The 24,005-nt window shown below is 44.8% G+C and carries 22 protein-coding genes; 19 read left to right on the forward strand and 3 right to left on the reverse strand.

Annotation, left to right across the window (positions count from 1 at the left end; translation table 11 throughout):
* The first annotated feature begins 14 nt into the window (after window positions 1–14).
* The 10 genes from A8708_RS22015 to A8708_RS22060 all read left to right on the forward strand — a co-directional run bounded on the left by A8708_RS22015 (window position 15) and on the right by A8708_RS22060 (window position 8,069).
* Window positions 15–2,126 carry a glycoside hydrolase family 52 protein gene (locus tag A8708_RS22015; protein ID WP_068667421.1) on the forward strand — a complete coding sequence of 704 codons (2,112 nt, stop codon included), beginning with the start codon at window positions 15–17 and terminating at the stop codon, window positions 2,124–2,126.
* Between the two features lie 103 nt (window positions 2,127–2,229).
* Window positions 2,230–2,679 (forward strand): NUDIX hydrolase, encoded by a 450-nt coding sequence (locus tag A8708_RS22020; RefSeq protein ID WP_082927693.1) that lies wholly within the window; start codon window positions 2,230–2,232, stop codon window positions 2,677–2,679.
* Window positions 2,679–2,879 (forward strand): hypothetical protein, encoded by a 201-nt coding sequence (locus A8708_RS22025; protein ID WP_068667422.1) that lies wholly within the window; start codon window positions 2,679–2,681, stop codon window positions 2,877–2,879. The genes A8708_RS22020 and A8708_RS22025 overlap by 1 nt, the downstream gene beginning before the upstream one ends.
* A gap of 76 nt (window positions 2,880–2,955) precedes the next feature.
* Window positions 2,956–3,537, forward strand: a complete 582-nt coding sequence (locus A8708_RS22030; RefSeq protein ID WP_068667424.1) for a YdeI/OmpD-associated family protein — start codon at window positions 2,956–2,958, stop codon at window positions 3,535–3,537.
* A 30-nt stretch (window positions 3,538–3,567) separates the two neighbouring features.
* Complete coding sequence (locus tag A8708_RS22035) at window positions 3,568–4,740, forward strand: alanyl-tRNA editing protein (protein WP_068667426.1); 1,173 nt, start codon at window positions 3,568–3,570, stop codon at window positions 4,738–4,740.
* Between the two features lie 23 nt (window positions 4,741–4,763).
* Entirely contained in the window at window positions 4,764–5,213 is a 450-nt protein-coding gene (locus A8708_RS22040; protein WP_068667427.1) for a hypothetical protein, read from the forward strand.
* A gap of 89 nt (window positions 5,214–5,302) precedes the next feature.
* Window positions 5,303–5,701, forward strand: coding sequence for an RrF2 family transcriptional regulator (locus tag A8708_RS22045; protein ID WP_068667433.1), 399 nt, complete (start codon window positions 5,303–5,305; stop codon window positions 5,699–5,701).
* A gap of 87 nt (window positions 5,702–5,788) precedes the next feature.
* The gene (locus A8708_RS22050; protein WP_068667602.1) at window positions 5,789–6,709 is read left to right on the forward strand and encodes an NAD(P)/FAD-dependent oxidoreductase; all 921 of its coding nucleotides are present in this window, start codon (window positions 5,789–5,791) and stop codon (window positions 6,707–6,709) included.
* 31 nt (window positions 6,710–6,740) lie between these two features.
* Window positions 6,741–7,460: a class I SAM-dependent methyltransferase gene (locus tag A8708_RS22055; protein WP_068667435.1), complete on the forward strand. Its 720-nt coding sequence runs from the start codon at window positions 6,741–6,743 to the stop codon at window positions 7,458–7,460.
* 93 nt (window positions 7,461–7,553) lie between these two features.
* Window positions 7,554–8,069 carry a GNAT family N-acetyltransferase gene (locus tag A8708_RS22060; RefSeq protein ID WP_068667437.1) on the forward strand — a complete coding sequence of 172 codons (516 nt, stop codon included), beginning with the start codon at window positions 7,554–7,556 and terminating at the stop codon, window positions 8,067–8,069.
* A 199-nt stretch (window positions 8,070–8,268) separates the two neighbouring features.
* Here A8708_RS22060 and A8708_RS22065 read toward each other — a convergent pair whose 3' ends face one another.
* Both A8708_RS22065 and A8708_RS22070 read right to left on the reverse strand, forming a co-directional pair.
* Entirely contained in the window at window positions 8,269–10,074 is a 1,806-nt protein-coding gene (locus A8708_RS22065) for an ABC transporter ATP-binding protein (RefSeq protein WP_068667603.1), read from the reverse strand.
* A gap of 31 nt (window positions 10,075–10,105) precedes the next feature.
* Entirely contained in the window at window positions 10,106–11,854 is a 1,749-nt protein-coding gene (locus A8708_RS22070; RefSeq protein ID WP_068667442.1) for an ABC transporter ATP-binding protein, read from the reverse strand.
* A gap of 455 nt (window positions 11,855–12,309) precedes the next feature.
* On the opposite strand from A8708_RS22070, the gene A8708_RS22075 reads away from it, so the two are divergent.
* The 4 genes from A8708_RS22075 (at window position 12,310) to A8708_RS22090 (ending at window position 16,537) form a co-directional block, all read left to right on the forward strand.
* Window positions 12,310–13,638 carry an ABC transporter substrate-binding protein gene (locus A8708_RS22075; protein WP_068667444.1) on the forward strand — a complete coding sequence of 443 codons (1,329 nt, stop codon included), beginning with the start codon at window positions 12,310–12,312 and terminating at the stop codon, window positions 13,636–13,638.
* Between the two features lie 72 nt (window positions 13,639–13,710).
* On the forward strand, window positions 13,711–14,607 hold the full coding sequence (locus A8708_RS22080; protein ID WP_068667446.1) for a carbohydrate ABC transporter permease: 897 nt from the start codon (window positions 13,711–13,713) through the stop codon (window positions 14,605–14,607).
* Between the two features lie 6 nt (window positions 14,608–14,613).
* Complete coding sequence (locus A8708_RS22085; protein WP_068667448.1) at window positions 14,614–15,444, forward strand: carbohydrate ABC transporter permease; 831 nt, start codon at window positions 14,614–14,616, stop codon at window positions 15,442–15,444.
* A gap of 34 nt (window positions 15,445–15,478) precedes the next feature.
* Window positions 15,479–16,537, forward strand: coding sequence for a glycoside hydrolase family 43 protein (locus A8708_RS22090; protein ID WP_068667449.1), 1,059 nt, complete (start codon window positions 15,479–15,481; stop codon window positions 16,535–16,537).
* Window positions 16,538–17,574: 1,037 nt separating this feature from the next.
* On the opposite strand, the gene A8708_RS36215 is transcribed toward A8708_RS22090, so the two are convergent.
* Window positions 17,575–17,769, reverse strand: a complete 195-nt coding sequence (locus A8708_RS36215) for a hypothetical protein (protein WP_068667451.1) — start codon at window positions 17,767–17,769, stop codon at window positions 17,575–17,577.
* 83 nt (window positions 17,770–17,852) lie between these two features.
* On the opposite strand from A8708_RS36215, the gene A8708_RS22100 reads away from it, so the two are divergent.
* From A8708_RS22100 to A8708_RS22120, 5 genes are all read left to right on the forward strand, one after another.
* Window positions 17,853–19,184 (forward strand): ABC transporter substrate-binding protein, encoded by a 1,332-nt coding sequence (locus A8708_RS22100; RefSeq protein ID WP_239696795.1) that lies wholly within the window; start codon window positions 17,853–17,855, stop codon window positions 19,182–19,184.
* Window positions 19,126–20,970 carry a cache domain-containing sensor histidine kinase gene (locus A8708_RS22105; RefSeq protein WP_157264949.1) on the forward strand — a complete coding sequence of 615 codons (1,845 nt, stop codon included), beginning with the start codon at window positions 19,126–19,128 and terminating at the stop codon, window positions 20,968–20,970. The genes A8708_RS22100 and A8708_RS22105 overlap by 59 nt, the downstream gene beginning before the upstream one ends.
* Window positions 20,963–22,588, forward strand: a complete 1,626-nt coding sequence (locus A8708_RS22110; RefSeq protein ID WP_068667456.1) for a response regulator — start codon at window positions 20,963–20,965, stop codon at window positions 22,586–22,588. Before A8708_RS22105 ends, A8708_RS22110 begins: the two co-directional genes overlap by 8 nt.
* Before the next feature lie 176 nt (window positions 22,589–22,764).
* Complete coding sequence (locus A8708_RS22115) at window positions 22,765–23,115, forward strand: hypothetical protein (RefSeq protein WP_068667460.1); 351 nt, start codon at window positions 22,765–22,767, stop codon at window positions 23,113–23,115.
* Between the two features lie 130 nt (window positions 23,116–23,245).
* Window positions 23,246–23,704 (forward strand): SRPBCC family protein, encoded by a 459-nt coding sequence (locus A8708_RS22120; protein WP_068667462.1) that lies wholly within the window; start codon window positions 23,246–23,248, stop codon window positions 23,702–23,704.
* Window positions 23,705–24,005: the final 301 nt, after the last annotated feature.

Here is a 24,005-nt window from a genome sequence, read left to right on the forward strand (position 1 = left end):
AGCATCATCCTGATATGAAGAATCAATTTTTCAACGCACACCATTCGCCTATAGGCGCATTTGCAAGCTTTACTCTTGGATTTCCAGGCAAAAGTGGAGGCTTTGATCTCGAACAAGCGCGTCCGCCAAAGCAAAATATATATATTGGGCTAGAAAAAATCCAAGGCGGCACTTATGACGCATTGCCTTTCTTCGAGTATGTTAGCGAGGACGAAAGCCTCCGTTATGATATCGAGAATCCGGATCCAAAGCCGAATAAAAAGAAAACGGTATTCCCTTTTGCACAAGAGGAGATTCAACGAGAATTCAATGTCAGCACAGATACGTGGAAAGCCGGCGATTTGACATTCAGTCTTATTTCTCCCGCACAGTCTGTACCTGATCCAACTACAGCAAGTGAAGAGGAGTTACGTTTAGCACTCGTCCCAGCCGTTCTTGCCAAAATAACTGTCGATAATACCAAAGGAACGGCTTCTAGAAGAGTGTTCTTCGGGTATCAGGGAACAGATCCATACAGTGCAATGCGCAGGTTGGATGATACAATGGAGGGCGCCGCGGGAATAGGTCAAGGCCGAATTACGGCGATTGTTTCGAAGGATCCTGAAGTACGTTCAGGTCTCTACTTTAGTATCGAAGATATTTTGAAAATGGAAATTGTAGGAAATTTGACCTTCGGCCTCGGCACGGTTGGAGCTTTATACGCTGATACACCTGCTGGTGAGAAACGCACCTATGCATTCGCAATTTGTTTCCATCGCGGAGGCATTGTTACTGCGGGTCGTGATGCATCCTATACGTACGCACGTTTATTTAAGAATATTGAAGCCGTTGCTGATTACGCGTTAGGTAATTTCGATAAGTTAACAGCACTAGCTCAAAGCTCAGACGCTAACATCGCAAATTCTCGCTTATCGGCTGATCAAAAGTTCATGCTGGCTCATGCGATACGCAGCTATAATGGGAACACGCAGCTTCTAGATATGGATGATGAACCATTCTGGATCGTAAATGAAGGCGAATACCGAATGATGAACACGTTCGATTTGACAGTCGATCAGTTGTTCTATGAGCTAGCGGTCAATCCTTGGACGGTTCGTAATGAACTTGATATGTTCGTGAAACGGTATAGTTACGAAGACAGGGTTAGTTTCCCAGGCGATCCTACGGAATACCCCGGTGGCATTTCGTTTACGCATGATATGGGCGTGGCTAATACACTTTCTCGCGCAGGGTACTCGGCTTATGAACTATATGGTTTGGACGACTGTTTTTCCCATATGACACATGAGCAATTAGTGAATTGGACGTTATGTGGAGCAACGTATGCAGCGCATACCGACGATCAAGCGTGGCTGCAAGCGAATCTTACGATTTTCGAAAAATGTTTAACGAGTATGCTCCATCGCGATCATCCGAACCCAGAACTGCGCAATGGGATTATGTCTTTAGACAGCACGCGCACGATGGGCGGAGCAGAAATCACCACGTATGACAGTTTAGATGTCTCGCTAGGACAATCCCGTAATAATATTTATATGGCGGGCAAATGTTGGGCGGCTTACGTGGCGATGGAAACGATTTTTGCTCAAAACGGCAGAGAAGATCTAGCTTTGATCGCAAGTGAACAAGCTCTTAAATGTGCACAAACGGTAACGTCATTCGTTACTGCAGATGGTTATATTCCAGCTGTAGTCGGTGAAGGCAATGATTCCAAAATCATTCCAGCGATTGAAGGCTTAGTTTTCCCTTACTTCACGGGCAATAAATCTGCCTTAGATGCCAATGGTCGGTATGGTTTTTATATCGAAGCGTTGAAAAAACATCTGGATGTTGTCCTTGTTGAAGGTACTTGCCTATTCACTGATGGCGGTTGGAAACTTTCCTCGACGAGCAATAACTCCTGGTTAAGTAAAATTTATTTGTGCCAATTCGTCGCACGCGAAATCCTAGATCTACCTTGGGATGAAACGGGAGCAGCTGCGGATGCAGCCCATGTTGCTTGGCTAACACACCCAACTTTATCCATTTGGAGCTGGAGTGATCAAATTATCTCCGGTGAAATTACGGGTAGTAAGTATTACCCGCGCGGTGTAACGAGCATTTTATGGCTGCAAGAAACGAAATAATGGACTCCGAGCAACTAAAGCGAATCGCTTTGGTTGCTTTTTTGTTGGTACTATTTGTAAAATGGAAGAGATAAGCTTCGTTCGATTGGAGGTAATTGAACCTATGAAGAAAGAAATCTCAGCAGGCGGTGTCGTTTACCGACAAATTGGCGATGATTTTCAAATATTACTCATCGAAGATCGTTATCGGAAACTGGCTTTTGCGAAAGGTCGTATGGAGGCTGGGGAAACGATCGAGCAAGCGGCGCTTCGAGAAATAAAAGAAGAAACCAATATTGATGGCAAGATCATACAGCCGCTTATCATCAATTATTATCAGTTCGAGCACACGGAACATGGACAAGTCGAGAAGGAAACTCATTATTATTTAGTCGAAGCCCTCAGTGGCGAGCTCAAAGCTCAAACGGAGGAAATTCGGGGAGTCAAATGGCATGGCGCGGCGGATGTATGGGCCGAACACAATTTGAATGGCTATGAGAATAATCGTGGAATTCTGAGAATGGCCCTTGAAATCTTGGGATTTCTAGGTGAAGAGGACGAGATGAATGTATAATGAAAGCGTATAGATTTGGTTATGTGTTGGTGACCACTTGGCTGATTTGGATATTCTATGGTTATATCAATTATAACGATGTAGACGAAGAGAATAACATGTATCTAATTTTAGCGATGACGGGATTGGGGCTTATTCTTTTTCCGATTTATTTTATTGGCGTTTATTTGTATGGCGTTTTGATGAAAAGAAAAAATTAGTTTAATGCGACTTGGAAAGAGTCGATACAATCCTTGTGGACGATATCATGTGTGAACAACTAGGGAGGCGAAACATATGAATATGAAAAACGAATTACCGCAGCTGCACTTCCAAGATCAACTTGCTTTTGAACAGTGGCTTGCGATCAATCATAACACATCACCAGGCATCCGATTGCAAATCGCAAAGAAAGGTGCTCGCATCCAAACAGTTTCTTACGATCAGGCTCTCGAGAGCGCGTTGTGTTATGGGTGGATAGACAGCCAGAAAGAAAAGGCGGACGAGCAGTCTTGGCTGCAACGATTTACACCGCGCGGTGCTCGAAGTATTTGGTCCAAAGTCAATAAAGACAAGGCTGAGACGCTGATTGCCAATGGACGAATGAAGCCCTCTGGCTTGAAGGCGATAGAGTCTGCGAAGAAGAATGGGCAGTGGGAGAAAGCGTATGAATCGCAAAGCAATGCATCCATTCCAGAGGATTTTGCGTTGGAACTGGAGAGAAATAGCGCAGCCAAAGCATTCTATGAGACGCTGGATCGACAAAATAAATATGCCATTACGTTCCGAATTCATACAGCTAAGAAGCAAGAAACCCGTGTAAAGCGGATCCAAGAGTTTATTGGGATGCTGGAAAATGGGGAGAAGATTTATCCGTAGACCTTCACAAACAGAGAGGAAACGAACATCATGACGAATAAGCTTTACTATAAAAATGCCTATCAACAGGAATGGCAAACGACGATCATTCAAAAAATGGAACGCGAAGATGGCCAGTATGTTCTCTTGGAGAAGACTGCGTTTTACCCGCATGGTGGTGGACAGCCTTGTGATGCTGGGAACATCAATGGTATTCCTGTCCTGGATGTGCTACTGGAGGAGGACGAAGTTCTACATAAGCTAGCTCGGATGCCTGAAGATACGCAAGTAAATTGTAAGCTGGACTGGCAACTTCGATTCGATCATATGCAGCAGCATAGCGGGCAACATTTACTTTCGGCCGTATGCCGAGATCTGTTTGGGGCTAATACGGTGAGTTTTCATCTCGGCACGGACTACTGCACAATCGATGTCGAGACACAAGATCTTGAACCAAGTAAATTGGCAGCGATTGAGATTGAGGTGAATCGTAAGATTTATGAGAACCGGTCGATCAGCAGCTATTTCGTTACACCTGAAGAGTTAGCCCTGTTGCCGCTTGTCAAACAACCTAAGGTGACGAAGGACATTCGCATTGTTGAGATCAGTGGCGTGGAGTATAACGCATGCGGAGGTACGCACGTTTCGTCAACAGGCGAAATCGGGATGATTAAGCTTTTGAAAACAGAGAAGCAAAAGGGTAACATCCGGATTTATTTCCTTTGTGGCTTTCGTGCGTTAGCTGAATTTAACGAGAATGTAAGAATTCTGGGGGCAGTGTCTGGTAAATTCAATACGGGTAGAGATGAAATCATGGATCGTATTACGAAGTGGGAACATGAGCACAAGCTTGTTCAAACTGAGTTAGCCGGGCTGAAAGAGAAACTGGATGAATACTTGGCGCAGGATATGTTGGTAGGGAGTCAGGAAGTCATCGCACAACAGTTCGACGATACATCATTAAAGGACATGCAGAATTTATCAACGAAGGTTGCTTCAAAGACAGATTTGCCAATCTTGTTCCTCAGTACTTCTGAGAATAAAGTCGTATTTGCACACAGTGGCCAGTATGCACAAGCTTGCGGTGCCTTCTTCAAAGCTCATCTAGGAAACTACAACGGCAAAGGCGGAGGCAGCGATAAATTAGCACAAGCGGGGTTTACAAGCAGTGAAGATGCTTTAGCCTTTTACAACTTTGCGGTAGCGCAATTGAGAGGAAAATAAGGAAGATCGTTTGGAGGGATGTTGTGAAGAAACGATTAACCATTTTTTTCGTAGCAGCTTTGTTAGTCATTGGGGTTTATTTTATTTCGGATCTCTTTAGGTCCGAGCCACCTAAACCGACAATTATGGCTGGCGATAAGAAAATTGCTTTCGCACAAGGTTCTTATTGTTGGTCTGGTTTCCTTAGGGGTGAGTGCGCGGATATGGTTGCTCCCCGAGAACTTATTCATTATGCGGGGTTGCACCCCGTTGTGGTCTCGCCAGAATCCCAAATAACAATTAAATTTAGAGTTAAGCCGAAGCAAAATTCATTAGGTGTTCAGTTATGGACAAATGACAATATGTCCCCTGAAACTGTACAACTTAAGAATCAAATGTTGACGGTACCTAAAGAGAAAGGCGTGTACATATACGGGGTTTCCGCAAATTGGCGGAAAGGAAGTTCCGTTTATTTTTTTGTGATAGAGGTTTAATAAATCAATTCTTTCTAAAAAAACTTGCTACTCGTTTGAATTAGCGCTATTATAGACTCATAAAGTCTTTGATTGATTGAGGTGTGATAATGAAATACTCACAAGCGACCGATTATGCCCTTCATGCGATGCTCTATCTGGTACACTCCGGACCTGATAAGCCTGTTGGCGTGCAAGTGCTTGCTGAGAAGCTTAGCGTTTCACAGACATATTTATCTAAATTGATGACGAAGCTTGTCAAAGCCGGATTGATCCAGTCTTCACCTGGAGCTAACGGTGGCTATCGCGTCAAACCTAATTACGGAGATATCTCCTTTCTTGATATCATTCGTGCCATTGAAGGAATCGCTTCGCTATTCGAATGCAGCTTTAATCATGGGAGTGAATGTCAGATTCAACAAGTCGTGATGGATGCGGAACGCCAGTTGGAACAATATTTGGGAAATAAGAAAATTGCGGATTTAGTTAAGCCCGGGGAGACGGAGTAGGATCCGTCCTTTTTTTAAGGTCTATTATGGATATTAAGAGTCTATTAAGTCTCTAATATGAATAAGGGAGAGGAATTTAATATGAAAATGACGATGAACTATGATTGTGTGATTATTGGTGGAGGTCCTGCAGGTCTTAATGCAGCATTGGTACTGGGGCGAGCAAGAAAGAATGTGATGCTTATTGATGAGGGGCAACCTCGCAATCAGGTTACTCGTGAATCGCATGGTTTCCTTACACGGGACGGGATCAAACCAAGCGAGTTTCGGCGGATTGCAATCGAACAGATTCGCGCGTATCCATCTGTTGATTTCGCGTCCGATACAGCAGTATCCCTAACGGGAAGCGATGGGGATTTTCTAATTACGACGGCTCAGGGATTGAGGTTCCAAGGCAAGAAGGTGCTTTTTGCAGTAGGGAAAAAAGACGCTCCCTTGGATATTAACGGTTTGGCCGAGGTATACGGCAAGAGTGCATTCGTGTGTCCGTATTGTGATGGTTGGGAGCTGAGGGATCAATCTCTCGTCGTCATTGTGAATGGAGCAAAGGCGTTTCACTTCGCGAAAGTAATCTCAGGTTGGACGAGTCGGTTCACCATCTGCACGAATGGTCCTCACGGCTTGTCAGATGCTGAACGAGAGGAACTCCAACAACACAACGTACCGCTCTACGATGTACCCATTCGTACGATAGTTTCGAAGGAAGGCCAAGTTCAACATGTCGAGCTAGAGGATGGAACACAGCTTCCTTGTACAGGTATTTTCTTTGGCCCGAAACTTGTAATTGGATCCGAGTTGCCGCAAAGTATCGGTTGTGCGATGACAGAGTTAGGGACCGTAGTGGTTGACAATCTAGGTAAGACGAATGTTCCTGGAATCTATAGTGCTGGAGATGCGGCATCAGAGATGCAACAACTGATTATGGCTGCCTCGTTAGGCGCATTAGCAGGTATCGCAATAAACAGTGAATTGCTCATGGAGAATTGGGAGAAGGCGAGTAAGCAGTAAATAGGAATAGCAAGAAGGGAGAATGTCTTATATGAACGATAACTTAACTCATAACTCAGAAATGGCTCATCATTATGAAACCAACGCACGAATCTCGATACCCTCGTATGACGCGTTATTTGGGATGGTACAGTCTTATTTTCGAGCTGAACTAAATGGTGAAGTGGGTTCGGTGTTGGTCATCGGAGCAGGTGGGGGGAATGAACTCACCGCATGGGGACCAACTAATCCTGCATGGACCTTCACAGGCGTGGATATTTCAGAAGACATGCTGAAGATTGCAAAGTTTAAAACTAATCAACTGGGATTGTCTAGTCGGGTGAATCTCATTCATGGAACGATTCATGATGTGCCAGAAGTTGACGCGGTATTCGATGTCGCAAGCTGTATTTTGGTTCTGCATTTTATCGACAAAGTACAAGAAAAGAGGGAACTGCTCAAAGGAATTCATTCGCGGTTGAAACCAGGAGCTCCATTTGTACTTGTTACTGCGTACGGGGATCGTGATGGTTCCGAACTAAAGGACAGATTGCATGTTTGGAGAAGCTTCTGGTTGGATGCGGGGAAATCGCCTACCACGGTCAATGAGATGGTAAAAACGGGGATTATGAAAATATCCTTCATGCCTGAGGAGCAAATCGAGGAGTTACTGCAAGATTCCGGCTTTACGCATATTACGAAATTCTTTGTGACAGGACTATTCGGCGGTTGGATGTGTCATGCAGGAAGTCATAGCGTGGACAGCGAATGAGAAATGTAATCAAGAGGCCATTTATCTAAACGATCCCGCGGGAGTACGCTGGCATTTTACAGAATAACATGACCTTAACTGGAGGAGAAGCCGTTGAATATTCGCGTTCTGGATGAACAAGATGCAAAGATCTATCAAGAATTAAGATTAAGTGCGCTGCAGAATAATCCAGAAGCATTTGGATCAACGTATGAGCGGGAAGTTCATTTTACGTTGGAGATGGTAGCTGAGCGTATTAAACCCAAGAAGGATACGTTTGTACTTGGCGCAGTGGATGAAAGTGGTGCGCTAATCGGATCGGTCTCTTTTGTAAGGGAGAGTAGTCTGAAGACAGCTCATAAAGGCAATGTTTATGCCATGTATGTGGCTCAGGGTGGGCGTGGTCAAGGGTTAGGGAAAAAACTACTGAGTGAACTTATTCGGAAAGTTGCTGAAATCGACGGTGTTGAGCAAATGAATCTAGCTGTCATGTCTACGAATGAAGCGGCGAAGAAGCTGTATGAATCACTAGGATTTATCGTTTATGGCGTTGAGCGCAACGCATTGAAATACAATGGCCAGTATTATGATGAGGATTTGATGGTGAGGAGATTGAATGAGAAGGAGTAAGGCAATGATTTCAATCATTATGATCCAGTCAACAAGAAGTTGTCGCACTGCCGCATCTCATTTAGATGTAAAAACTACAGCTAATATGGAGAAAATCCAGTTAAATTATGGAAGTCGTTTTCTAATTTAGGGGTCAATACGAAAAAGAGGCGTTTCAATAAGTCTACATAGACTTTTGAGACAGCCTCTTTTGTCGTTATTATTCGGACGTATGACTAGCTTGCACGAACTGATTAGAAAACATACGAGAATAGGTTCCTTTTTGACTCATTAATGCATTGTGATTACCCTGTTCGGCGATTTTCCCTTGATCAATAACCATGATTGTATCTGCATTTCGAATCGTATTCAAACGGTGAGCAATGATGAAGCTAGTACGGCCCTTCATGATGGAGAGCAGCGCCTCCTGAATATGAAGTTCGGTCCGTGTATCAATGCTGCTCGTTGCCTCATCGAGGATGAGAATAGAAGGGTCGGCTAAAATAACACGAGCGATTGCAAGCAACTGTCGTTGGCCTTGACTTAAATTACCACCGTTCTCCGAGAGCAGCGTATCGTAACGCTGTGGCAGTCGACTGATGAAGGTGTCAGCATTAGCAAGTTTAGCCGCTGCGATCACATCGCTGTCAGTTGCATCTGGGTTACCGTATTTGATGTTATCCTTAATCGAACCGGAGAATAAATAGGTGTCCTGCAGCACGATGCCGAAACTTCGGCGAAGCGAACTGCGGGTATACGTCTTGATATCTCGTCCATCGATTAAGATGGTACCGCTTGTCGCATCATAGAATCGTGTTACGAGATTTACAATCGTCGTTTTGCCAGCACCTGTTGGGCCGACGAGCGCTAAGCTGCTGCCCGCAGCAGTCTCGAAACTAATATCTTGGATTATCGGTCTATCTTTCTGGTAGCCGAAAGTTACATGTTGGAAAGTAACGTGTCCGATCGGTTTAAGCAGATCAACCGCGCCTGGTTCATCCTCGGTTTCTTCCGCTTCATCCAACACTTCAAAAGCACGCTCTGCTCCTGCTACACCTGATTGCAGCACATTATAGGTATTCGCAATCTCATTCAGTGGTCTCACGAATTGACGTGAATAGCTTAGGAAGCTCGCAATGACACCAACGGTAATATGACCTTTCACGGCCAAAATACCACCGACAATGGCAACGGAAGAGAAGCCGATATTGTTGATAACACCAAGGATTGGCATCAGAAAACCGGACCAAATTTGTGCTTTTAACCCAACCTCATACAATCGACCGTTGACCGTATTAAACTCTTGGATCGCTTTGTGCTCACGATTAAAAGCCTTAACAACGAGTAGGCCAGAAATCGTTTCTTCAATATGTCCATTTAATTTACCAAGCTGTGCCTGTTGCTCTTTGAAAAGCACGCTGGTACGTTTGGTAATTGTTTTGGCTAGCATAAACACAAGCGGAACCGTAATGAGCGTAGCTAACGTTAAGGTGGGACTCAAAATGAGCATCATGATGAAAGATCCGACGATAGCGATCGATCCCGTCATCAACTGAGTTGTTGCTTGCGAGATGGAGTTGCTCACATTATCAATATCGTTGGATAGTCGGCTCATCACATCACCATGGGTGCGACCGTCGAAATAAGCAAGCGGCAGCTTTTGCAGCTTCGCAAACATCGTTTGGCGCAGTCTCCGCACGACGCGTTGTGCAAGTCCAGCCATGACCCAACTCTGCATAAAGGTAAGTCCACCATCAGCAATATAAGCAGCTAACAGCACAATCAATACCACATCGAGTACGCTATAATCAACTTGGCCGCCAGCCATGGCATCAACAGCGACTCCTATTAGATAAGGGCCAACTAAAGTTAAGGCAGCGTCTGCAAGTATAAACAGAAAGACGATGGTCAACCACTTGCGTTCTGTTCCCATATAGGACCAGAGACGACGCAAGGTATTTCTAAAATCTTTGGGCTTCACCTTAGGACCACGTGCACCGCCGCGTGCTATGGGTCCAGTAATCATTGGAACGTCAGGCGCTTGTTGTCGAGAACTTTCATTCGGATTTGACATGATGTGGGATCTCCTTTCCGAATTGGGATTGACAAATTTCCATATAAATAGGGCAACTCGTCAATAACTCCTTATGAGTGCCGACGCCAACGACTTCACCATCGTCCATGACGACGATTTTGTCCGCATCCATGACCGAGGTAATCCGCTGTGCAATGATGAGGCAAGTGACACCAGAGGCAAATGCCTTGAGTGATTGTTTGATTTTCGTCTCCGTTGCCGTGTCTAAGGCGCTCGTACAATCGTCGAGAATGAGAATGTCGGGTTTTCGAATGAGCGCGCGTGCGATGGATAGCCGTTGTTTCTGTCCGCCGGACAGGTTCACGCCCCTTTGCCCCAGCTTCGTTTCATAGCTTTCAGGGAATGCATTTACGAAACCATGGGCTTCAGCCATGATCGCGGCTTGCTCAATTTCTTCACGTGTTGCCTGCTCATGACCCCAGCGCAAATTCTCGGCAATCGTTCCACTGAACAGAATCGTGTTCTGAGGCACGATGGCTATGCGATCACGCAGCTTGGAAGGATCCAACTCGCGTATATTCACACCATCCACGAGGATCGAGCCAGAGATCGCATCATAGAAGCGGGGAATGAGACTCACAAGGCTGCTTTTGCCAGACCCCGTGGAGCCGATAATTCCAACCGTTTCTCCTGGAAGACATGTTAAGTTAATATCTTTCAAAATCGGTTTTCCAACCCCACCGTCATATGCAAATGACACATCCGCGAATTCAATTCGGCCTCTAGGACGTTGAATTGGTAAGGAGGAAGCATCGTTCCAAGTCATTTCATTGATCTCACTGAAAACTTCCCCGATCCGTGTAGCGGAAGCTTTGGCTCGAACGAACATATTGAATACCATTGAAATCGTCAGCAGGGCAAACAATATCTGCGTCATATAGTTAACGAAAGCTACAATATGGCCAACCTGCATCCCATGCTGATTAACTCGCCAAGCGCCTAACCAGAGGACGGCGACGATACCGAAATTAACAGTAAGTAGAATCGAGGGGTTAAAGATCGCCAGCAATCGTGTTACTTGGATGGACTTGTCCTGATAATCCGTATTAGCTTTGTCAAACTTCTCGGCCTCATGATCATATCGATTAAAAGCTTTGACAACACGTATGCCGGACAAATACTCTCGAATGACCCGGTTGACATTATCCAGTGCCCTCTGCACATTCACATACCTGGCAAAACCGACCTTTAAATTTATTGCCACAAGCACACCCACAATCGGTACTACAATAAGTAACACAACGGCGAGATCCATGTTAAGTCTAACTGCCATGATGAGACTCCCAATACATAAGAGAGGTGCTTTAACAAAGATACGCATGAGTCCGTTCACAAAATTCTGTACCTGAGTGACATCATTCGTAAGTCGTGTAATGAGCGAGGCGCGCTCGAAACGTTCAATATTGGTGAACGAGAGGGATTGTATTTTTTCAAATAAATCGGCTCTAAGTTCTGTACCGAATTTCTGCGAAACATGACTGGCGACAATATTCCGAATAGAAGCCGCTAGCGCACCGAAAGCCGTGATGATAAGCATCAAACCGCCCATACGCAGCACGTAATCGAGTCGTTTCTCAGCAACGCCAATATCTAAAATGCGGGACATGATCGTTGGTTGCAGTAAATCCGCAAGCGCTTCCAGCATGACGAAAAAAACAGCAACTAGAAATAGTTTCCAGTGTTTCCTGACATATTTGTTCATAAAAACCATTGGTGCACACTCCTCTTCCCGCAGTCCATAGTCATCCTTAGTTATTAGCCATTTTATAACGGATGCCATTTCGCGTGCAATAAAAGGATGCAAATGAAGAGAGGAAGGCATGCAGCATATCTGAAAATATGTCCAATGGTTCATGAATATCGTCATGGTAACGTTTTCTGGAAAACCGTATAGTTAAATTGTGGTTAACACAAGGAATGAAGGAGGGGCGCAGCATTCATATTGGTAAGCGGAGAAACTTAACGGGAATAGTACGGGGATGGAATCATCGAAAAACAAAGGAAAGAGCGATCTAAGGTCCATTGGCGTGGGAACTCCTTAGAATCGCTCTCGGTAGTGAGAATGAATTTCTACCCGAAATTCACAGCTCACTACAATTTTGACACAAATTCAGCTGGATAAGCAAGTACAAATTGTGTGTTTAAAATTGAAGGGAGTTAACGACGATGAGAAAAATGAGAAATGTACAAATGATGGGTGCAGCAGGTTTGTCGATGGCTTTGGTACTGGCAGGATGTTCGTCTTCGAAAACAGCAGAAACGTCGCCAGCAGCGGTTTCCTCTGCGGCAACACAGGCTGCGACCGCGACGAAATCACCAGAGCCAGCAAAAAGCGGTGAGAAAGTAACTGTGAACTTCTGGAATCCTTTCTCAGGCAACGACGGACCTTTTATGAAGAAAATCGTGGATAACTATAATAAATCGCAAGACAAATATACAGTGAAAATGACCATTCAACCGAATGGTGACTACTATAAACTGCTCGATACGGCAATTGCTACCAAAAAAGGTGTACCAGATGTTGCGATTATGCATCTTGACCAAACTCCTACGTACATTGCAAAGGATCAGTTGCAACCGCTAGATGCTATTGCCAAAGCTGTTGGCGTTGAGAAAAGCAACTTCCCTCCTGCAACCGTGGAATATTCGACGAAGGACAATAACTGGTACAGCATTCCGCTTGATATCCATCCGTTAGTTATGTATTACAACAAGGATTTGTTCAAAGCTGCAGGAATTACGAAAGTGCCTACGAATCGTCAAGAGTTCGTTGATGCAGCAGTTAAGTTAACCGATGCTTCCAAAGGGATATGGGGAGCTGCAATGCCAACCTTCTGGATCCAGAATTTCTTGTTCCCGACGGTATTGTTCCAGAATGGCGGCGATTTCTTAGACGATAAAGGCAACATTGCCTACAACTCACCAGCGGGTGTAGAAGCGGTTACCTTCATGAGAAGTTTAACAACAATGAAGGTTTCACCTCCAACTGTAGCAGCAGATGGTGATTTCAACTTGTTCCAACAAGGAAAAAGCGCGATGCACTTCAATGGTCCATGGTCGAAGGATGCCTTCGATAAAGCGAAAATTAATTATGGCGTAGCACCTGTTCCACAATTGGGTACTGTGAAACAAGCGGTGTTCGGCGGGTCCCATAACTTCGTTATTCCAAAAGGAACAACTGATGCGAATGTCCTTGCAGGTGTAGGCGATTTCTTGAAATATGTGAATGCAAACTCCATTGATTGGGCAGAGTCCGGTCAAGCAGTAGCTTCCAAAGTCGTACGTGATAGTGCAGCTTTCCAAGCGATGACACAACAACAAACGGAAGTAGCTAAGGAATTCGATTATGTGAAATTTGCACCAAAAGTTTTAAATTGGGGTCCGATTTCTGACAGTATTTGGAGCGAGCTCGCGAATGCTCTTCAAGGCAAAAAAGATCCAAAAGCTGCGCTAGATGATGCAGCAGCCAAATCAACAGCAGCCATGAAGAAGTAATCATAGCACACCATCATGGAGAGGCGGGTACCCAGTACCCGTCTTCCCTTTTAAAGAAGAGGAGGAAATCCGTTGCCTACCCCATCACATTGGAAATCAAAGCTGACATCAAGCTTATTCATATTACCTTATTTGATTGCTTTCTTGGCATTTACGCTGATTCCCATAATCTATGGGTTCATCATTAGTTTGAAGCAATACAATCTGTTAGATCCAGTGCATCCGTTCGTTGGGCTCGACAATTACCGGAAAATATTTACGAATGGCACTCAAGAAAATGATTTATTCTTCATCGGAATGAAGGCTACTTTGAAATTCGTTGTGTTTTCTGTACCGTTTTTAGTCATAGTGGGACTAGGGTTTGCCTTACTATTGAATGCACTTCCAGAGAAATTGAGATCCCTGTTTCGTTCGATCTATTTCATTCCCTATGCGGTTTCTGCAACGGTCATGGCCGTGATTTGGAAGCGGATGTTCGACGTCACAGGCGGTTTCTTTAATTTACTCCTTGCAAAAGTTGGCATTCGAGAGTTTGATCCAGTGCCTTGGCTGTTAGATACACCTTTCGTGTGGTTTGCACTGGTTATCGCAACGCTATGGTGGACGATTGGATTTAACATGATCATATTCGTGAATGCCCTCAATGGTGTGCCCGCAGATCTCTATGAAGCAGCCAAAATTGATGGAGCAAATGGTTGGGATCGACTGAAGAGTATTACATTTCCGTTCATTCGACCTATACTCATTTTTGTTCTGATTACCTCAACGATTGCCTCGTATAACGTCTTCGCCCAGCCGAATCTGATGAGTAATGCAGGGGATGAAACGAAGGTACTATTGATGGGGATTTTGCAAACAGCCTATACAGCTAGAGAAATCGGATCTGCTTCAGCCATGGCGATTCTGATGGGTTTAACGATCATGATTGTGTCTGTTATTCAATTCAAAGTCACCAGCAGGAAGGAGTAGAGGACGTTGAAATCACTGAAAATTTTTTATGTGCTGCTAGCATCCATACTAGGCATCATTTTCATATTACCGATCTTATGGATGTTTTCCAATTCCTTCAAGACCGATATAGAAGTCATGTCACCGGTATTTCATTTATTTCCTCAAGAATTCACGTGGGACAATTTCCATACCATTTTTGTTGGTGGTGCTGTGGAGGTACCGATTTTCCGTTGGATGTTTAACTCCTTCTTCGTAGGCTTTGCTGCGACATTCCTAGTGATTATCTTGGATGCAATGGCTGCTTATGCGTTAGCGAAGTTAGATATTCCTTTTAAAAGGACACTATTTGCCCTATTCGTTGGTTCAATGATGGTGCCAGGCATTATCTCGTTCTTACCTCAATATTTGAATTTCAGTAATCTCAATCTGATTAATACGTATTATGTACTTATTTTGCCATACTCAGGTGGGGCGCTTGGCGTGTTTATGTTAATTCAATTTTTCCAATCATTCCCAAATGAAATTATCGAAGCTGCACGTATGGATGGAGCAAATAAATGGCAAGTATTCACGTCAGTTTTGATGCCATCTTCGGTTTCTATCATTACGACTTTGGCTATTTTCACATTTATGGGTGTATTTAATGACTATGTATGGCCATTCTTTACGGTGACTGATCTTGAGATGCGAACGTTAACAGCTGGTGTGGCGGTTATGGCTACAGGAAGTTTCACGCAATCGTATGGTAAATTAATGGCACTTGCAACGCTATCAACAATTCCGACACTGATTATTTTCCTCATTGGTCAAAGACAGTTTATTCAATCGATTACGGCAACTGGGGTTAAGCAATAGAGGTAGTGAAGCGATGCGAGGTGAATAGGTAAAGGTGAATTTATTCATACGGAAATGTAATGTGATTTGTTTAAGTTTGGTGCTGTTAACCGGATGTACGAAGGGAGCTGTGGAGACGCAAGTGAAGGAAACCAATAACATAGCTTCATCGACCAAAGAAGCTAAAACATTTACCAATCCAATTATTGAAAATGGTGCAGATCCCTGGGTTACGACCAGAGACGGTATCTACTACTATACGCATACAACGGGAAATTCCATCCGTGTCTGGAAGTCGAAGACGCTAACGGGGTTGGCTGAAGCCGAATATAAGGACGTCTGGTTCCCGCCAGTAACGGGTCCGAATACATCCAATATTTGGGCACCTGAACTACATTTTATAGCTGGAAAATGGTACATCTACTACGCGGCAGATGACGGCCAGAATGAGAATCACCGTATGTTCGTGCTTGAATCCGTGACGGATGATCCGCAAGGTGCTTACGTTGATAAAGGGATGATGGACACAGCTGGCCGCTGGGCGATTGACGGGACTACATTGCAGAAGAAGGATGGATCGCTCTATTTCATCTGGTCGGGATGGGAGGGAGCTGTCAATGTAAGCCAACATCTCTATATTGCACCGATGAGTAATCCGTACACGATTAGTGGAAAGCCTGTTGAAATCTCACGCCCAACGTACGATTGGGAGCTGGTTGGCAATCCAACGATCAATGAAGGACCGCAGGTCTTACTGCATGAGGATCGTATTCATGTGATTTATTCGGCAAGCGGCAGCTGGACGGACGACTATTGTCTTGGCATCCTCAGCACGGATATGAGCAGTGATGTGCTGAATCCGGCTTCTTGGAAGAAGGGTGAGAAGGCGGTTTTCTCGAAGACGGATCAAGTCTTTGGCCCTGGTCATAACTCGTTTACGAAGTCAGTGGACGGCAAAGAGGATTGGATCGTGTACCATGCGGCCAAAACCCAAGGCTCCGGCTGGAATCGCAACGTGCGCATGCAGCCATTCCAGTGGAATAAGGATGGGACGCCGAATTTCGGCGCTCCGGTTGCGGAAGGCGTGCCGATCGCGGTGCCTGGCGGGGAGTAAGGAGGTAGCTTAGCGAGCGTGGCTATTGCAAAAGAGCGGTCGCCTGCTGTAAGTCGAATTTATCGACTTACGAGGCTCGGCGATGCGCGGTAGCCCGCTGTAAGTCGAATTTATCGACTTACAGGTCTCGGCGATGCGCGGCAGCCCGCTGTAAGTCGAATTTATCGACTTAAGTGGCTCGCCGATGCGCGGTAGCTCGCTGTAAGTCGATTTTATCGACTTACGTGGCTCGTCGATGCGCGGTAGCCGGCTGTAAGTCGAATTTATCGACTTACAGGTCTCGCAAAGGCGCGGCTGCCGGTTGTAAGTCGATTTTATCGACTTAGAGGACTCGTCGATGCGCGGGTAGCCCGCTGTAAGTCGATTTTATCGACTTACGTGGCTCGGCGATGCGCGGTAGCCCGCTGTAAGTCGAATTTATCGACTTACAGGTATCGCCGATGCGCGGTAGCCCGCTGTAAGTCGATTTTATCGACTTACGTGTCTCGCCGATGCGCGGTAGCCCGCTGTAAGTCGATTTTATCGACTTACGTGTCTCGCAAAGGCGCCGCCGCCAGCTGTAAGTCGATTTTATCGACTTACGTGTCTCGGCGATGCGCGGTAGCCCGCTGTAAGTCGAATTTATCGACTTACAGGTCTCGGCGATGCGCGGTAGCCCGCTGTAAGTCGATTTTATCGACTTACGTGTCTCGCCGATGCGCGGTAGCCCGCTGTAAGTCGAATTTATCGACTTACAGGTCTCGCCGATGCGCGGTAGCCCGCTGTAAGTCGATTTTATCGACTTACGTGTCTCGCAAAGGCGCCGCCGCCAGCTGTAAGTCGATTTTATCGACTTACGTGTCTCGCCGATGCGCGGTAGCCGGCTGTAAGTCGAATTTATCGACTTACAGGTCTCGCCGATGCGCGGTAGCCGGCTGTAAGTCGAATTTATCGACTTACAGGTCTCTCCGATGCGCCGCCGCCCGCTGTAAGTCGATTTTATCGACTTACAGGTCTCGCCGATGCGCGGTAGCCCGCTGTAAGTCGAATTTATCGACTTACGTGGCTCGCAGAGCCGCAGTAGCCCGCTGTAAGTCGAATTTATCGACTTTCAACTCCCTCAAAAGCGCCACCGCTAGCTGCTTCGCCACCTGAGCATCGCGGCTGGCAAGATTTCCACCAAAATAAGCTGAAATCCCCCTTCCGGGGCATTTCAGCTTATTTTTCATCCACAAATCCAAAAATATGTCCATGTCATACGGAAATAGGTCATTGGCTTGCCTCTGCTTAAGTTTGTATAATGAAGGCATAGTTCGAAGGCAAGGAGGGGATTCATTTGAGCGATAGACAACGACTAGGGAAGAGCGCAGCCAAAGCTTTATGTATTCTTCTCCTGTTGAGCGCGTGTGCATTGGGTTGCGATTCGAAATCGGATCCGATGCTCGATGAGCCTACAGCCAGCAAACTGCGAATTACCTTTTGGACACCATTCAGTGGTGGAGATGGACAGTTTATGGCGGAGCTCATTCAGCAATACAATAGTGAGAATAAGGATCACGTGAAAATAGAGCAAATTAATAACAACTCCGGTGATTACTACACGAAGCTGTCCACCGCGATCGTTACGGAAGAAGCTCCGGATATCGCCATCGTTCATTCGGCCAAGTATTCGCAGTACGCGCCTGCTGGGTTCCTGACAGATCTAGATGCGTTGGCGGTTGAAGCTGGCGTCCATTGGGAGGATTTTAACCCGACAATTCTACAGAGCACGGTAGCTGACAATAAGCATCTGGGTATCCCGCTCGATACACACTTGGAAGTCATGTACTATAACAAGGATTGGCTGAGGCTCGCGGGCTTGTTGGATGAGAAAGACAAACCGATTATTGCGAGCGGAGAAGCGGGATACTTAGACTTTTTGGAGAAAATCCGCGCTAGTGTGCCGTCTAATGTGACGCCTTTAGCCGAACCCAATGTGCGAATTGACTCCTTCTGGATTTGGTATTCTTTCTATAATCAAATGAACGAGGACGGCGGTAGATTCTATACGGACGATGGTAAATCGGCTGCCATTGATAACCCGTCTGCACTAAAATCATTGGAATTCGTTAATTCTTTATATACGAAGAAGCTCATTTTGCCGAATATTAATGATCAGATTCAAACCTTTGTGAAAGGTTCAGCAGCGACGTTAATTTCTGGGGTATGGGGAACAGGAACGTTCGAGCAAGCGACAGATTTGCATTTCGGAGTGACCAAAATCCCACAAATCTACGATCATCCAGCGGCGTGGGGAGATTCTCATACTTTTTCGCTGCCGTATCATGAAAAGCCAGACAAACAAAAGCAGCTCGCTGCGCTAAAATTCGCGAATTGGGTAGCTGCTCATGGTGCAAGCTGGGCGAAGGCAGGACATATTCCTGCTGTGAAGAAAGCTGTCGCTTCCGAGGAATTCCAAAAACTGAAATACCGTCCGGACTATGCCAGTGCTGCCGACGATGTGAAATATTTCCCGAATCAACCACGGCAAGGTACGATTAACGACGAGATTGTGCGTGAGTTTGAGAAGATGATGGCGGGCCAAATCACGCCACAAGAGGTGCTGCAAAATGCGCAAGCGATCATTAATACGAATCTTCAAATCCAGCAGAATACGAATGCGAAATAAGCTGCAGCTCATCAAAGACTTGCCAATCGCGATGAAGCTGATCGTATTAAGTGCTGTTTTTATAGCGGTGCCACTTGGCATAGCCAGTTACCTAACGTTTACAAGCTATTCGGAATCGATTCAGAAAAATACAGGGAAATATCAGATGGACGTGGTGAAGGAACTAACCGCCAATATTGATACGTACTTAAATGAACTCAATTTGTTGACATTGTTACCTTACCAATCACCACAAATCATGAAGTATTTGGAGGTAGGTGAGCAGTCGAGTACTTCTCTTTCATTTAATGATCGTGTCACGATTGAGGATTTTGCGAAACGTGTATTTGCTAATGGACGCGTGGACATTTCGGGACTGACGCTTTTTCGTACGAAAGGCGGCAATGCGTATACCGCAATGTCAGAAGAACAAGCCAACTTTATGCCGCGCGATGTTAGGAATGAAATTTGGTACAGCAAGGTTTCGCAGACGGGCAAAATGGTATATCTCGGAACATTTAACAAACAAGGTATGGGTTTGCCCAATCAAGTGTATTCTTTTGCTCGGAAAATAAGAAGTGTCGATACGGGGGCTGTGCTAGCCTACCTCGTACTGGATGTTGACAAGAATATTATTCGTAATAAAATTGAAGCGATATCGAATGATAAAAAGAATATTATGATCGTGGATAATGAAGGCTCGATGATCTATAAGAGCATAATCAATGGACCTGATGCGGAGCAAATCAAGCATTTCAAAGGCATGGGAACTGTTGTTTATAAACAAGATAACGATTCAGAGTTAGTTTCCTACTATACATCACCTCTAACGGGGTGGACGATGATCGAGATGGTTCCGCTTGCGGTTCTGTTACAAGATACCGTCTATGTGAGGAATTATATTATTGGTATTGGTGCCGTATGTCTGCTGTTAGCGATCATTATTTTCACTTTATTTGCTCTTCGGATCACGAATCCAATCAGTGAGTTAAGGAATCTCATGAAAAAAGTTGTAATCGGTGATTTGGCAGTGTCGATTCCGATTCATAGTCGTGATGAAATTGGTCAACTTAGTCAATCTTTTAATCTCATGGTCTCGAAACTCAGTGATCTAGGCTACCGACTGTATGAGTCAGAGATCAGGGAGAAAAATGCCCAAATATCGGCACTTCAGAGCCAAATTAATCCACATTTTTTGTATAACACGTTAGGTTCTATTAGTATGTATGCCGAGATTCAAGGTAATAAAGAAGTTGTGAAAATGACGAATCACCTTAGTAAACTTTTGCGCTACAGTATTAATAGTCATCAGAGCCAAGTTCCTCTCCATATGGAATTAGAGCACGTGACGGGGTATATGGCGATTCAACAGATTCGGTTTGAGGATAAAATTCAGTTTCATGTCCGCATAGAGCCAGAATTGTTAAGCTATTCGGTTATTCGTTTTATTTTGCAGCCAATCGTTGAGAATGCGATCATTCATGGTATTGATAAAGGAAATGGCTATGGCACGATCAGTCTGATTGGGAAGAAACAAGATAATCATATGGTAATACAAATCCAAGATGACGGCGCTGGCATGAGTGCTGTGCATTTGCAAAGCTTGATTGAACGAAAGTTCCAAATGACGACAACCGAAGAGGGTACCGGCGGCACAGGTTTAATGAATGTACATCGAAGAATAGCCCTGCGCTACGGGAATCAGTTTGGTGTGACCATCGAGAGCAATTTGAAACAAGGAACGACGATCTCCTTAACTCTACCACTCATAGAAAGTCAGCACGAAGGGAGGAAAATGGATGCCTAGTATTATGATCGTGGACGATGAAACGATTTTCCGCAAAGGGATACGTTTGATGATTACAGATATGCAAAGTGATTGGATTGTCGTGGATGAGGCAAAAGATGGCGCAGAAGCTTTGGAAAAGCTGGAAGAACTGCAGCCTGATTTAATCATTACGGATATCAAAATGCCCCGAATCGACGGTATTCAACTTCAATATATTGTAAAAGAACGCTATCCGCATATTGCTTGTGTGGTAATGAGCGGATATAACGATTTTCAATATGCGCGTGAATCTTTGCGATTGGGTGCTAAGGATTACCTGATGAAACCTTTTCAGCGTGAAGAGTTATATGTGTTGTTGGCAAAGTTGCAGGAAGAATGGTTAATGGACAAGAGGACCAATCAATCACATGGCATGGATCAACAAGTGCAGAATGGGATGCGCCAGCATGTGTTAGCTGGTCTTCTGACGGGAAGTGTTCATCATGGAGAGGCCGAATTGCTAGAGAATGTAGGTATTCAATTTCCGCATGCGTATATCTCCTGTCTGATTGCCAAATTAGATCGGGATTCAGTGACAGACGAGCGTTATTATCAGCTGAATCCATCCCTGTTTTCGATCTATATTCAACAATTTATACAAGAAAGCCTCGACGAGTACTTCAAAGGTTACGTATTCATTCATCATGAAACGGAAGTTGTTGCTTTAATTAATCACGAGCAGGTTGCGTCGATCCATGGGGATATAGAAAAGCTGACGAATCGGATTCGGAAGGAGATTCGGGTGCAATCCAATTTCACCCTTACCTTCGGGTTAGGTAGTCCTGCCAAGGACTTGGAATCTATTTCCAAATCCTATAAAGAGGCTGGTTTAGCGCTGCTCTACCGACTCGTGATTGGCGGTGATCGATTGCTGTCCAACGAGATTGTTGCTGAGATGAACATGGAGAAACATGATTGGCATGCTGCCGATTGGCACTCTTTGAATCAATATGTGCAAGAAGGTGACTTGGCGAATGTGCAGCAACAAGCCAGTCTCTACGTGACGAAGCTATGCCAAGAGTGGAAGGATCCTGAGATCATCCACCAACAAATTTGCAAAATGCTGCTGCATTTCTACGAGTTGGCTGTGAACTTGGCCGTTGTGAAACAATGGCTGCAGAACACGGATGTGAAGCAGGTCTTGGTGGAGATTTACTCCTATTCATCGAGTAAAGAATTGATTGAGCGGTGTCAGAAGCTTCTTGGCGATCTCACCATTTGTATTGGGAATCGTCAGAAAAAGATGGTAACTAGCCCCGTCGAAATTGTCGTTCGATACGTTGAGGAGCATTATGCGGAATCAATCACGTTAAATACGATGGCCGAAATCGTCTATCTCAGTCCGTCTTATCTCAGCTCCCTGTTCAAAAGCAAGCAAGGCCAGTCCTTCATAGATTTCCTGACGGAGAAACGGATTGAGAAGGCGAAGTTACTGCTGCTTCATTCCGATGAGAAGATTCAAGTGATCTCGGATTCTACCGGATTTACGAATATTCGACATTTCAATCGCGTGTTTAAGACCATTATGAATCGGACCCCTTCCGAGTTCCGTGACGGGAAGACTATAGCGGTAAGAGAACCGTTCAAGGTGAAGTAAACTTGAGCGGTTTTTCTATATCGTTCGCTTGAATCTATATAGTTCGTTGGACAGACTGTAAAATTTTGAAAAAAGTAGTACAATTGAACTTAGCAAGTACACGGTATTACTTTCTGGCATTATCGCATATGATGCGATAAGAAGTGAATGACTATAAGGGTTGGGGAGTGGAAGGTATGTCATTTTTTGACAAAGTCAAGCAAGGGGCGTCTGAAGCAGCGAAAAAAGCACAACAAACCGTCGAGATAACGAAATTCAAAACGCAAGTTTCATTGAAAGAGCGGGAAATTGATAAAATTTATAAAATTATTGGTGAATCGGTGTACACGTCCTATCTCTCCGGGGATTACACACAGGTGGAAGCGAACGTGTCGGAGTATTGCCAAGGTATCGCTCAAATTAATCAAGAGATTAGTGAACTTGAGCAGAAGATTGCCGAGGTTCGGAATGAAAAAGAGTGCAAATGTGGCAAAGTCGTTGCGGCGGATACTAAGTTCTGTTCGTCCTGCGGCCATCATTTCGCTTAAGTAGGTAGATAAAGTAGAGTGATAAAGCAGTTTTCACGGAGAATGCTTCTGTGGGGACTGCTTTATTGTTGGTTGGGCATCATCCTGTGCTATGATAGTGGGAAACAGGTAATTCATGGAGGCATGGCTGATGACTGAACTTCTTCAAGATCCGGTGGTCAAAGTTGAAATGTTGATTCGTAAACCAGTACACGAGGTGTTTGAAGCTTTAATCGATCCTGAGATTACGTCGAAATTCTGGTTTACACACGGAACTGGCAGATTAGAGTCTGGATCTCATGTGCAATGGCATTGGGCTATGTATGGGGCAACCGCGGAGGTCGAAGTCAAAGAAATCGAGCGAAACAAGCGCATTTTGTTGGATTGGGGCACCTTGGTCGAGTGGACTTTTACTGAACACGCAACTAACGAAACATTCGTAACTATCTCTGACTCGGGTTTCAGTGGAAGTGCTGATGAAAAAGTCAAACAAGCCCTTGATTCAACAGAAGGGTTTACGATTGTATTATGCGGATTGAAAGCGTATTTGGAACATGGTATTCGATTGAATCTTGTTGGGGATAAGGCACCTTACGCACATATTACCTAGTCCAACGCCCCTTGACTCTAGACCAATAGATCCCGGACCAACAATCAACAGACCAACCTAAACACCACTATCTCACTAATCACATGAGACTAGCTGTATAAAGTACAGGTAATTTCTCTTAAAATAGCCGATTCTACCAATTAGATGGAAAAACTCCAGTTATAGCTCACCTTTTCCACGATAAATGTGCAATTGGTTGAAATTAGCTGGAGTTTTCCAGTTATTCTCCAAATGTTGGCGATTTACGCAAGATTAGCTGTATGTTTTCCCAGTTATTTCGCCAAGGAAGACATGTTGGAGG

Source organism: Paenibacillus oryzisoli (assembly GCF_001653565.1).
In the GTDB taxonomy this organism is placed as follows: domain Bacteria; phylum Bacillota; class Bacilli; order Paenibacillales; family NBRC-103111; genus Paenibacillus_E; species Paenibacillus_E oryzisoli.

Bases quoted from the DNA above. Each gene is read 5' to 3' on its own strand.
- A8708_RS22035 (WP_068667426.1), top strand. From the start codon at position 3,568: ATGACGAATAAGCTTTACTATAAAAATGCCTATCAACAGGAATGGCAA.
- A8708_RS22110 (WP_068667456.1), top strand. From the start codon at position 20,963: ATGCCTAGTATTATGATCGTGGACGATGAAACGATTTTCCGCAAAGGG.
- A8708_RS22020 (WP_082927693.1), top strand. From the start codon at position 2,230: ATGAAGAAAGAAATCTCAGCAGGCGGTGTCGTTTACCGACAAATTGGC.
- A8708_RS22015 (WP_068667421.1), top strand. From the start codon at position 15: ATGAAGAATCAATTTTTCAACGCACACCATTCGCCTATAGGCGCATTT.
- A8708_RS22105 (WP_157264949.1), top strand. From the start codon at position 19,126: ATGCGCAAGCGATCATTAATACGAATCTTCAAATCCAGCAGAATACGA.
- A8708_RS22045 (WP_068667433.1), top strand. From the start codon at position 5,303: ATGAAATACTCACAAGCGACCGATTATGCCCTTCATGCGATGCTCTAT.
- A8708_RS22115 (WP_068667460.1), top strand. From the start codon at position 22,765: ATGTCATTTTTTGACAAAGTCAAGCAAGGGGCGTCTGAAGCAGCGAAA.
- A8708_RS36215 (WP_068667451.1), bottom strand. From the start codon at position 17,769: ATGGACATATTTTTGGATTTGTGGATGAAAAATAAGCTGAAATGCCCC.
- A8708_RS22050 (WP_068667602.1), top strand. From the start codon at position 5,789: ATGACGATGAACTATGATTGTGTGATTATTGGTGGAGGTCCTGCAGGT.
- A8708_RS22065 (WP_068667603.1), bottom strand. From the start codon at position 10,074: ATGATTACTGGACCCATAGCACGCGGCGGTGCACGTGGTCCTAAGGTG.
- A8708_RS22075 (WP_068667444.1), top strand. From the start codon at position 12,310: ATGAGAAAAATGAGAAATGTACAAATGATGGGTGCAGCAGGTTTGTCG.
- A8708_RS22030 (WP_068667424.1), top strand. From the start codon at position 2,956: ATGAATATGAAAAACGAATTACCGCAGCTGCACTTCCAAGATCAACTT.
- A8708_RS22120 (WP_068667462.1), top strand. From the start codon at position 23,246: ATGACTGAACTTCTTCAAGATCCGGTGGTCAAAGTTGAAATGTTGATT.
- A8708_RS22055 (WP_068667435.1), top strand. From the start codon at position 6,741: ATGAACGATAACTTAACTCATAACTCAGAAATGGCTCATCATTATGAA.
- A8708_RS22025 (WP_068667422.1), top strand. From the start codon at position 2,679: ATGAAAGCGTATAGATTTGGTTATGTGTTGGTGACCACTTGGCTGATT.
- A8708_RS22070 (WP_068667442.1), bottom strand. From the start codon at position 11,854: ATGGTTTTTATGAACAAATATGTCAGGAAACACTGGAAACTATTTCTA.